Origin of the sequence: Flavobacterium hiemivividum (assembly GCF_004349145.1) — a bacterium.
Taxonomy (GTDB): Bacteria; Bacteroidota; Bacteroidia; order Flavobacteriales; family Flavobacteriaceae; genus Flavobacterium; species Flavobacterium hiemivividum.
The window spans coordinates 14,315-27,107 of record NZ_SMFO01000006.1; the positions used below are offsets into that span (position 1 = coordinate 14,315).

The 12,793-nt window shown below is 35.2% G+C and carries 6 protein-coding genes; 5 read left to right on the forward strand and 1 reads right to left on the reverse strand.

Annotated features, from left to right (window positions below; translation table 11 throughout):
• Positions 1-108 precede the first annotated feature (108 nt).
• The gene (locus E0F98_RS16255) at positions 109-237 is read right to left on the reverse strand and encodes a hypothetical protein (RefSeq protein WP_262708996.1); all 129 of its coding nucleotides are present in this window, start codon (positions 235-237) and stop codon (positions 109-111) included.
• 53 nt (positions 238-290) lie between these two features.
• Here E0F98_RS16255 and E0F98_RS09570 point away from each other — a divergent pair, with 53 nt between their 5' ends.
• The 5 genes from E0F98_RS09570 to E0F98_RS09585 all read left to right on the forward strand — a co-directional run bounded on the left by E0F98_RS09570 (position 291) and on the right by E0F98_RS09585 (position 12,782).
• Positions 291-3,584, forward strand: a complete 3,294-nt coding sequence (locus tag E0F98_RS09570) for an RHS repeat protein (protein WP_132110855.1) — start codon at positions 291-293, stop codon at positions 3,582-3,584.
• A gap of 10 nt (positions 3,585-3,594) precedes the next feature.
• Complete coding sequence (locus tag E0F98_RS09575) at positions 3,595-9,468, forward strand: DUF6443 domain-containing protein (protein WP_165929308.1); 5,874 nt, start codon at positions 3,595-3,597, stop codon at positions 9,466-9,468.
• Positions 9,465-9,950: a hypothetical protein gene (locus tag E0F98_RS09580; protein WP_132110859.1), complete on the forward strand. Its 486-nt coding sequence runs from the start codon at positions 9,465-9,467 to the stop codon at positions 9,948-9,950. Before E0F98_RS09575 ends, E0F98_RS09580 begins: the two co-directional genes overlap by 4 nt.
• 163 nt (positions 9,951-10,113) lie before the next feature.
• Positions 10,114-10,269 carry a hypothetical protein gene (locus E0F98_RS16045; RefSeq protein ID WP_165929309.1) on the forward strand — a complete coding sequence of 52 codons (156 nt, stop codon included), beginning with the start codon at positions 10,114-10,116 and terminating at the stop codon, positions 10,267-10,269.
• Positions 10,270-11,156: 887 nt separating this feature from the next.
• Positions 11,157-12,782 carry a beta-N-acetylhexosaminidase gene (locus E0F98_RS09585; RefSeq protein WP_132110861.1) on the forward strand — a complete coding sequence of 542 codons (1,626 nt, stop codon included), beginning with the start codon at positions 11,157-11,159 and terminating at the stop codon, positions 12,780-12,782.
• The last annotated feature ends 11 nt before the right edge of the window (positions 12,783-12,793 follow it).

Genomic DNA, 12,793 nt, shown 5'->3' on the forward strand with positions numbered 1-12,793 from the left:
TATTGTTTGTTTTTCTTCGATGAAAACAGCTGCTTAAGATGATGGTAAACCAAGCAGCTATTTCCCCACAATTGCACCTATAGCACCAAATATCACTAGTTTAAGACTTTACGAACAAGTACTCATACGCCAGTTTACAGGAAATGTAAATGTTTCAATTCCATTATTGGAATTGAAATCAAACAATAGACCCATAGCTGTCGAACTGGGGAACATTCCAGAAGGGATATATATCATTAATTTTAAAACAATAACTGCGAGGATGCTGTTAAAATAATTAAAAAGTAAAAATGAATATCAATTTAAGAAAAATAACAGTTATTTTTTTATTTCTTTTTGAAATGAGTATTGCACAAACCGGGGGGACTAATTCGCCTTTACAAGAACAGATACCTGTTTCTCCAAATGCTGCAGAACTTGGGAAGTACGGTCAAGTACCGGTTGGGTTGTTTACAGGAACAATACAATATTCTATACCGATTTATGAAATAAAGGTCGGTAAATATTCCTTGCCAATAGATATCTCCTATAGTTCAAACGGAGTAAATGTTGACAAATATCCTTCGTCTATTGGTATAGATTGGGCTTTAAACGCCGGTGGTGTAGTTAACAGAATTTTAGCAGATGATCCAGATGAAAGTTGTAGAGTAAACTTCCCGCCACCGCCTTATTATGTTAATAATTCGGCCTTGTTGACCATAATTAATAATGATTGTGCTGATACTCAGCCCGACATATTTACTTTTAGTGTTGGTGGACATTCAGGGAAATTTTATTTGGATCAGAATATGCTGCCTAAGCATATAGAACCATCTGCTGTTAAAATTGAAATTCTGGAGAATTTTTTTGGAACGGGTGATATAACAAATCCTGATATGATTATTACAACCCCAGACGGGACAAAATATTGGTTTGGAGGGAATAATGGTGCAGAAGAATCATTTTCAAGAATGGATCAAATTTTGGGAGGAGGATCCTCTCCACCATCAATACCAGCCAAAATGTCATGGTATCTGTCTAAAATTCAAACAATAGACAATAAAGAAATAATTTTTAATTACTCTAAAACCAATTTTGTAAGAAACACAGGTGTGTCACAAACAGTGAAAGCAACTGCTGCAACTGGTGGATTGGTATATACTGGAGCACAACATGAATATCCAATTATATCAAAGACTTACTCCAATGAGAGTTTCTTAAGGAATATTACTTGGGATAACGGTTTAATTGAATTTGAAGGTAGTGATCTTGTTACAGGGATTAATATTAAAAATAGTTACAATCAAATAATTAAAAAGTATGGTTTGAATTATTTAACAGCAACAACCGGTTCAACGTTTAAAAACCCCGAATGCAGCTATTGCGATGTAACTTCTTCAAGACCTTTTCTGATTGAATTGCTTGAATTAAATCCAAGTAATAGTAATGATGTAAAAAAGCATGCTTTTGAATACCATGATCCAAGCGGTTTACCGCCAAGATTAACTTATGCGAGAGATCATTGGGGATATTTTAACGGAAAGAATAATCAATATTTAGTCCCCAATGATGTATCTCAATTCGTACCTACTGATTATACCAGTACAGGCAGTGAGTCATTCAGCTATGATAAGATACAGGAATTATTCAGAAATATAGGAGGTAATCGAAATGCAGATCCTCAATATGGAATTAAAGGGTTATTAAAAAAGGTTACATTTCCTACTAAAGGTTTTAATGAATTTATTTATGAGCCCCATTCAATTTACGGTGATGTTCCTTATAAAACCACTCAAAACGAGAATATTAGTGTCAATACAATGTCTAAATTTTCAAATAGCAATAGTATTATAGTTTCAAGTCCTATCGATCAGGATGTCTACCTGCGAACAAGTGTACGCTTAATTAATCAAATCCATCAGACGGAAGGTGAAATATGCGATCCCACATCTTACCCGACACAATGGATTAGGGGTACCATTAGTGTTGTAGATTTAACCACAAATACAGCGGTGGTCATTTATCAAAAAACACAAGGATTGACTGTTGAATTTTCGGGTGTTATAGTAGAAAATACAATATATGATAATCTTTATGTTAAGTTATTAAAGGACCACAATTATTCTTTTAAAATATCATTAGTAAAGCCCTGCTTAGACATGGCTTTAGGATTTACTTATAATAATACTCACACTATAGTCAAAGAGAATATAGCTGTCGGGGGTATGCGAATAAAATCTGTAGTCTCCAATGATGGTAATGGACATGTATATACTGAAGATTATAAATACGGGGATTTTAATTGCTTAGATTGTTCTTCGGGTGTTATGGAAACCATAAAACCGGCTATTTCATTTTATGTATCGGGAGCTAATTCATTTGGAAATCCAGAAATAAGAGATTGTCGTTTGGGGTCTTCTTCTTTAAATAGTCTTTATTTTTCACAATCATATCATATTGCTTATCCCGTAGTTATTAAAAAATTTAATAATGCTAATGGTAAAGGATCTACGAGGAGTCTTTTTGATGTTGTATTTGATTCCCCTCCTTTCTTAACTCAGGGTGATTGGATTCCAGGGACTCCATATACTAATAGTTTTGGGAACGGAAGTCTTTTGAAAGAAGAGGTTTTTGATGAGAATTTGGTAAGAAAGAGTGAAAAGAGCCATGTGTATTCTTTTGATGACTCTTTTGATTCTGAAATTGAAGGACATAGTTTCTCATCGAGCAACCATATTAATATAGCTAATAACATGGGTAATTCATATTCCTTTACATCTTTCATGGTAAATAAATATAAAATAAAAACCAAAAGAAGAACACTTTCATCAACAATCCAAAAAGATTATTTTTCTAATGGAAGTTATATAGAATCAGTTGTTAACTACTCTTATAGTAATCCATCCCATTTACAGTTAACTTCACAAACTTCAACAACATCAAATACTGGAGAAGTTTTAGAAACTAAATATCTCTATGCACCAGATGGGGAAATGGAAAATGAACCATTCAGAAATGAGTTAATAGCAAGTAATATGATCGGAATTCCTATAAGCACTCAAACTTTTAAGAGTACTGTAAAACTATCGGAACAGAAAACAGTTTACGAGAAAGGGACAACAACAAGTAATTTATTGCTACCTAAAAATATACTAGCGGCTAAATTCCCTAATGCTACAAACGGATTAGAAAATAAGATTACTTACAATCAATATGATTATAAAGGCAACTTATTACAATACACTCTTGATAGTGGTATATCAGTAGTGCTAATATGGGGTTATAATCAAACCCAGCCTATAGCTAAGATAGAAAATGCAACATATAATTTAGTAACATCATATGTTAGCAATATACATACGCTTTCAAACACAGGTACAGAAGCTGGTTTACTCGTTGCTTTAGATAATCTGCGGAATGCTTCTGGACTGGCTGGTGCCGTAGTAACGACTTATACCTATAAACCTCTTATTGGTGTTAGTACTATTACTGATTCTAAAGGATACAGAACATTTTACGAATACGATGAATTTAATCGACTGAAGCTCGTTAAAGATGCACAAGGAAATATCTTGTCGGAAAATGAATATCATTATAAAAACTAATTTTAAAGAGATGAAAAAATATTTAATTAGTTTCACTTTAGTGATGATTGTTTCATTGGGTTATTCTCAAAAAAAAGAAATTGCCCTAATGGCAGCTCCCCCAGGAGGAGAGGATTGTATTTATTGTTATAAATGGAACAGAGACGTGGATCATGATGGTTTTGGTGATCCTTCGGATTTTGTTTACAGGGACACAAAACCTGCGGGCTATGTTGCAAATCAATCAGATTTAGATGATGCTAATCCAAAAATCACCAATATTCCTCCTCAAACTTTTTATCAGGATGCTGATAATGATACTTTCGGGAATCCAAGTGCGACAGTTTATTATAGTGTGAAACCTGCAGGTTATGTAACTAATAATAGTGATTGTAACGATGGGGATGCTTCACTTACCCCCAACACGGTTTGGTATCGCGATGCTGACGGGGATGGCTTTGGAACTAGTGCAACGACGCTTGCCCAATGTAGCCAACCCGTCGGTTATGTTCGGAATTCAAGTGATTACAATGATACGACAGTAAATATTACCAATATTGCGCCTCAAACTTTTTATCAGGATGCTGATAATGATACTTTCGGGAATCCGAGTGCGACACTTTATTATAGTGTGAAACCTGCGGGTTATGTAGCTAATAATGGTGATTGTAACGATTCGGATACATCTCTGAACCCTAACACGGTTTGGTATCGCGATGCTGACGGGGATGGTTTTGGAACTAGTGCAACGACGCTTGCCCAATGTAGCCAACCTGCAGGCTATGTCCGAAATGCCAGTGATTATAATGATAGTACAGGAAATATTACCAATATTGCGCCTCAAACTTTTTATCAGGATACTGATAATGATACTTTCGGGAATCCGAGTGCGACACTTTATTATAGTGTGAAACCTGCGGGTTATGTAGCTAATAATGGTGATTGTAACGATTCGGATACATCTCTGAACCCTAACACGGTTTGGTATCGCGATGCTGACGGGGATGGTTTTGGAACTAGTGCAACGACGCTTGCCCAATGTAGCCAACCTGCAGGCTATGTCCGAAATGCCAGTGATTATAATGATAGTACAGGAAATATTACCAATATTGCGCCTCAAACTTTTTATCAGGATGCCGATAATGATACTTTCGGAAATCCAAGTGCGACAGTTTATTATAGTGTGAAACCTGCAGGTTATGTAACTAATAATAGTGATTGTAACGATTCGGATGGAGCACTGAACCCCAACACTGTTTGGTATCGCGATGCTGACGGAGATGGCTTTGGAACTAGTGCAACGACGCTTGCCCAATGTAGCCAACCCGCTGGCTATGTTCGGAATTCAAGTGATTACAATGATACGACAATAAATATTACCAATATCGCCCCTCAAACCTTTTACAGAGATGCCGATAATGATACTTTCGGGAATCCGAGTGCGACAGTTTATTATAGTGTGAAACCTGCGGGTTATGTAGCTAATAATGGTGATTGTAACGATTCGGATACATCTCTGAACCCTAACACGGTCTGGTATCGAGATGCTGATGGGGATACTTTCGGAGTTAGTACACCCACGCTTGTTCAATGTACTCAGCCCGCTGGTTATGTTCGGAATTCGAGTGATTATAACGACACAACGGTAAATATTACTAACATCGCCCCTCAAACCTTTTACAGGGATTCCGATGCGGATACTTTTGGAACTTCAAGTGTAACGGTTTATTACAGTGTTAAACCAGCCGGCTACGTAACCAATAGTACGGATTGCAACGACACGGATGCTACATTAAACCCCAATACGGTCTGGTATCGCGATGCTGATGGGGATACTTTTGGAGTAAGTACACCCGCGCTTGTCCAATGTACCCAGCCCGCCGGTTATGTTCGAAATTCAAGTGATTACAATGATACCACCGTAAATATTACCAACATCGCCCCTCAAACTTTTTATAGAGATGCCGATGCGGATACTTTTGGAACTTCAAGTGTAACGGTTTATTACAGTGTAAAACCAGCTGGCTATGTAACCAATAGTACGGATTGCAACGACACGGATGCTACATTAAACCCCAATACGGTCTGGTATCGCGATGCTGATGGGGATACTTTTGGAGTAAGTACACCCGCGCTTGTCCAATGTAGCCAACCTACAGGCTATGTCCGAAATGCCAGTGATTATAATGATAGTACAGGAAACATTACCAATATAGCTCCACAGTTTTTTTATGAGGATGCTGATGGTGATACTTATGGAAATCCAAGTGAAAGCAAAATCTATAGTGTCAAACCAGCAGGCTATGTTTCTAATAATACGGATTGTAACGATGCAGATGCCACACTTAATCCCAATACCAAATGGTATGCCGATAATGATGTTGATGGACTTGGGAACCCCTCCAGTTTTATACAGCAATGTACAAAACCGGGCGGGAATTATGTGAGTGATAATACGGATAATTGTCCTTTTATAAGAGGTTCAGCTACAGATTGCGAGAACGTAAAAGCGCCTTCATTAGACCAAAACTACATCATAACAACTACCTACAAAGAACCCACAACAACAGTTTTTGTAAACCCATCTCCTCTTAAAGCTCAAGTAAATATTACCTATTTTGACGGACTGGGCAGACCCATGCAACAAATAGCCAACCAGCAATCGGGATCAGGGAAAGATATAATAACACATATTGGGTATGATGATTTTGGGCGGCAAACTCTGGATTATTTGCCTTTTGCAAGTACAACAACCAATATGGTATATGATCAAAATGCGTCTGCCAATACCCTGACTTTTTATAACACCTTAAAATACGAAAATATCGCTAACCCTTTCTCTGAAAAAAAATTAGAATCTTCGCCACTTAGCAGGGTCTTAAAACAAGCCGCTCCCGGAACTGACTGGGTTATGGATGGTGGTCATGAAATCAAACTAGAGTATCAAACCAATACAGATACAGAGGTGAGACTTTACAAAGCGACGGTTACGTGGAATACTGGATCCGGGTTATACGATATTGCGTTTTCGGATAACGGGGATTACAGTGAGAATCAATTGTACAAAAACCTTAATTATGACGAGAACACCGCGGCAAGTCCAACCGAATCTGCAGGTTCAACAGTAGAATTTAAAAACAAGGAAGGCCAGGTAGTTTTAAAAAGAACGTATGAAGCAGGAGCAAAACACGACACCTATTATGTGTATGACAGCTATGGAAATTTGACTTACGTAATCCCTCCGAAAGCTGATGTTGCGGTTACAACCACTATTTTAAATGATTTGTGTTACCAATACAAGTACGATTACCGCAACCGTCTAGTAGAAAAGAAGCTACCGGGCAAGCAATGGGAGTTTATTGTTTATGACAAACTTGATCGGCCTGTGGCTACGGGACCCTCCTTCTCACCATTCAAAGACGATACGGCGGTAGGTTGGTTAATTACTAAATATGATGCCTTTAGCAGGCCTATTTATACGGGTTGGAACGACACAGTGGCAGATGCATCAACTCGAAAATCCTTACAAGACGCTCAAAATGGTGCGACAGTTTTGTTTGAAACCAAACAAACATCTGGAACCATAGATGGGATTGCGGTTAATTATAGTAATGCGATTGCCCCAACGAGTTTCAAACTCCTTACGGTAAATTATTATGATGATTATGTGTATCCAAATGCTCCTGCTGTTCCTACAACTATCGAAGGACAAACTGTTTTGGTTAATGCAAAAAGTCTGTCTACTGGCTCTTGGACACGAACATTAACGATACCTTCAGCAATGCATGGCGAAACGGCTATTACTTTTTATGATCCAAAAGCACGACCGATACGCAGCTATATCACCAACTATTTGGGTGGTTACACCTATACCGATAGCAAAATTGACTTTACAGGAAAACCACTTTATACACTAACCAAACATAAACGCACTCCTGCCGATGCAGAACTTTCTATAAAAGAGGAGTTTACCTATTCTCCGCAGGATCGTCTGCTGACTCATACTCATCAAATTAATGGAGGTACTGTTCAGCTTATGGCAGCCAATACCTATGACGAACTGGGACAACTAACAAGTAAAAAAGTAGGTAATAACAGCATTGTGCCTTTGCAGAAAGTAGATTACAGTTACAATATTCGTGGTTGGCTTACCGAGATAAACAAAACGGATTACCTTCAGCAAGGGACTGATCCAAAAGATTTGTTTGGTTTTAAGATCAATTACAATACTATAGAGGGCAAAACAAATGTGGCAAATAAACTTTATAATGGCAATATAGCCGAAACGTTTTGGAGTTCTGGTTCGGATGGTACTGGAATTATTCGTGCTTATGGTTATAAATATGACCAGTTAAATCGTTTAAAAGATGCAACTTATCAAACCCCTACCCTCGCAGACAATAAGAATTATTTTGGTGAGAATATGGATTATGACAAAAATGGTAATATTACCAGACTACAACGCAAGTTTATGGCTGGGGTATTGAGTAATCCTTATGATGGCGATATGGATAATTTGGGTTATTTTTATGACACAAATTCAAACCAACTTATGAAAGTAACTGATTCTTCTAATGAAACAGCAGGTTTTAAAGACGATAGTAATGGATTTAATGACACTGTTGATGATTATGGTTACGATATTAACGGAAATATGATCAAAGACGACAACAAGGGAATTTCCCTTATTAGTTACAATCATCTCAATTTACCAAAAAAAATAACATTTGGTGCAACTGGAACTATTGATTATATTTACAATGCAGCAGGACAAAAGTTAGAGAAAATTGTAAATTCTTTGTTGCCGACACCAAGCGTTACCACTACCGATTATTTGGATGGTTTTCAGTATAAAAATACTGTGTTGCAGTTTTTTCCAATGACGGAAGGATATTTTAATCAAAAAACAGGAAGTGCAATAGGTGTTGGAGATTATGTGTTTAATTACACAGATCATTTGGGTAATATACGATTGAGTTATAGCGATACCTCTAAAAACGGTATAGTTGAGAATTCTGAAATTATTGAAGAAAGCAATTATTATCCGTTTGGGTTGAAGCATAAAGGGTATAATGATTATCTTCCTACGAATAATAAGTATAAGTACAATGGGAAGGAGTTCCAAGACGAGAATATTGGAGGAAATCAGCTGAATTTGTATGACTATGGAGCAAGAAATTACGACCCAGCTTTAGGAAGATGGATGACCATTGATCCGAAAGCTGAAAATTCAAGAAGATGGACACCATACAATTACGCTTATAATAGCCCGATGTATTTTGTTGATCCTGATGGAATGCAAGCTACTCCTCCTGATGATCATTTTGATAGCTCTGGAAATTTTTTGTACAAAGATTTTAAAAAGACAAATAACATTGTTATTCATTCAGGTGTTCCCAATTTTTCACAATTGAATGATGAAGTACAATTGAAAGATTTTACATTTAATAAATCAAATTATTCAACTTTATCTAAAATAGCAAATCATTACACTAAAGAAGCAGGAGTAGATTTAGGAAAAGTGCACAATGGTAGTATTTCAGTGTCAGACGCTATTGTTACAGGATATAAAGGAGGTCAACCTGAAGGCTATATAGAGAACCATAATGATGGTGTATATAGCCCTACTGATATATATGGCAGTTCGACAATAATGAATCAATCTGGCTCGACAATAACTGTCAACTTAAACAATGGTAAAGTTGATCCTTTATTAAATGATGCTAATAGTTTTACTGCAACTTTAGATCACGAAGGTGGTTCAATTGGTCATTTAGTAAACCCTGAAAAAAAACATACTGATATATATAAAGATGAAATAAAAAAATATTCTAAAAATGCTACACCTGAATTTAAAAAACATTTATCTGATAATTTAGAATATTATAAAAAAAGAGGAGAATGAAAAAAAAGACGATACTAATTGTTACTATAATTTCTTTATTAGCTTTTCAAAAATGTACTTTTTGGGATTCTAACGGAGATTTTAAAATTGTGAATCAAGAATTAATTTATGACTCAATATCTAAAAAGGCGGGGGAATTTGATGTAAATATATATACAACATTAGAATTTAAAAGACAAATTATCAATAGGAAAGATTATAATGATTTTAATTTAGTAATCAATAAAGATACTTTTCCGCTAATTCCCGAAATAAATATTATAGAAAAGAAAAGTGATAATGGTGTAATTAAGATTAAATATATATCACAAATTAATTTTCAATCAAAAGTTTATGAAAATGATTCTTTATCTAGAATCATCCTTAAACAAAGTAAAATAATTAACACTAAGGGGGAGAGAATTGATAAAAGTTCCACTTATCGTTTTAAATCATTAATCACATTTCATAAAATTAAAGAAGAAGGATTGAGGTATGAATAGAAAAATTTTATTTTTTCTTCTAGATAACTCGGATATGTCTCCGCAACGATAGCAGAATTGAATTCTGTGCCCTGCTTTTCACACGATACTTTTACAAAAAAGAGTTCCTTATAAGGAACTCAATTGAGAATTAATGAGTTAATAGAAATATTGAATTATAGTTATGAAAAAGTCTTCCACTGGATTAGTTCCTGTCGAAAGGCTTTTTTATTTTAGTCATTACATGATTTGCAACAGTCTTAGACCACAATCTCATTCTGGACACGCTACTAATATTCAACAGTTTTATGATGAAACAAGGATTGGTATTAAAAACTGACAGAATTATAGAGGTCTAGTATTCATAGTCTTTTGTAGTAAAATAACTGTAAGTAATAAAAGACAACCTTAATTAGGGTTGTCTTTTTTATTTTTATTATAATTGATTCAAGAAAACGTTTTTAGGACGCTATTGGTAAAAAATATTAAATAACCTTTTTGGGTTACTATAAAATTACTTAATTTTGATTTTCAAAACATGAATTACATCATTAATTTTAAACAAGTTAAATCAATAATCTACTTAAAAAAATGGTTAAATAATTTTCATATTGAGTTTTGTGGCAAAATCGTGGCACATTAGTTTATAAATAGCTGAAAATGCAGTATAGGCATGGGGTCTAGCTTATTGGTTCGAATCCTGCTCTCCCCACAAAATCGCTACAAGCAATTGTAGCGATTTTTTTTTGCCATAGATCCAAATTATATACTAGGTCCGGATCATAACGAAAAGCTGTGGAGTAGAAAAATTAGGCATAAATATTCGTTAGTCTGAAAAGGAAAAACTAAATGTTTCCTACACCTCTAAATTGAGATCTAAACAGAACATATCGAAAACCCGTGCAGCAGTAATCATTGTCTTTTACATTTTTTATCTGCTAGTAATTTCATAAAATTAGTAGAATTAGATATTTTTTAAAATTATCAGAAAATTAACTGGTAGGTACTGGTTCGTATTACATCTAATCTTTTCTATTTTTGAAAAGTATCTCTGTTTTAATTAAAATAGAATGTAAAAAGTATTAATGGTTTTATTATTAAATGAAACATAGTGCTTGTTGGTTAATCAATATGTTTTTGAAATCTCAACATTTTTTACATTTTAAAAAAAAATTACATTTTCTATTATTTGAAATCTAAAATCTAGTCCAACCTAAACTATTAACTATGAAATTTCTCTTATTTGCTTTCCTAGCACTAGCAACATTAACAAATTGTGCCGTAAAGAACAGGACATTTTCTGCTACCGAAGTCGCAATTCTGCCCAAACCAATGTCTATGGATGTAAATGAGGCTTCTTTCGCTTTACAAGAAGGGCAAGCTATTTTTTCAAACCTTGACGAACAACAATCAGCAGCTAAAGATTTACAGAATTACATCGGTACAAAAACAAAATTTAATTTTGACGTAAGCAATGACAAGCAGGCAGCTATTGTTTTCGAAAAAAAAGAAGGATTAGACGCTGAAGCTTATGAGCTATCAGTTACTCCAAAAAAAATAATCATTTCAGCAAGCAGTAAAGCGGGCTATTTTTATGGTGTGCAAACATTAAAACAACTGCTGTCTATTGAAATTTCCAAAGACACACAAAAAACAAGCTACTTAATACCATCAGTTAACATTCAAGATAATCCTCGATTTACGTGGCGCGCATTCATGCTAGATGAATCACGGTATTTTCATGGTGAAGCTTTTGTTAAGCAAATGCTTGACCAAATGGCTTTGTTAAAAATGAACACCTTACACTGGCATTTAATTGATGATGCAGGTTGGCGTATCGAAATTAAAAAATATCCACTTTTAACCAAAGTAGGTGCGTTTCGTTCGGATAGCGAAATTGGTACTTGGAAAAGCGGAAAAACATCTGGCAAACCTCACGGCGGATTCTATACCCAAGAACAAATAAAAGATATTGTTGCTTATGCGACAGCTCGCAACATCAATATAGTGCCTGAATTTGAGATCCCAGGTCATTCAAGTGCGGCTATTGCAGCTTATACTTGGTTAGGAACTGCAGGCGTTGCTATCGATGTACCAGTCAAATTTGGTCGTTTATATGATAATTACGATGTTACAAAACCTGAAGTTATCACATTTATTAAGGATGTTTTGAGTGAGATTTTCGAATTATTCCCTTCTGAGGTAATTCATATTGGTGGTGATGAAGTAGGTTATGAAGTTTGGGAAAACTCTAAATCTGTTCAAAAATACATGAAAGAGCATAACATCAATACGCCAGCAGATTTACAGATCGATTTCACTAATAAGATTTCGAATTATATCGAGTCAAACGGACGCCGAATGATGGGTTGGAACGAAATTTTAGGTAAAAACATCCACTCTGATTTTGCAGAAAAAAAAGCGGATAAAGAGGCAGAAACAGAATTAGCCAAAAACGTAATAGTACATTTCTGGAAAGGCGATATCAAATTGTTAACTGATGCTGCTAAAAAAGGTTATGGCATTGTAAATTCATTGCATGATAGAACATATTTAGATTATAGTCACGAATCTATTTCGCTAGAAAAAGCATATAACTTCAACCCTATTCCGAAGGATCTAGAACAACAATATCATAAAAACATTTATGGTTTAGGTTGCCAAATGTGGAGCGAATGGACCCCAACAAATAAGGACGTAGAGCGACAAGTTTTTCCAAGAATCGCCGCTTACGCTGAAGTGGGTTGGACCGCATCTGAAAATAAAAACTATGACAGTTTTAAAATAGCACTTAAAAAAATGCAAGATCATTGGGATACTTTAGGAATCAATTCCTTCAAAGACGCTAAATAGAAATAGGAAGT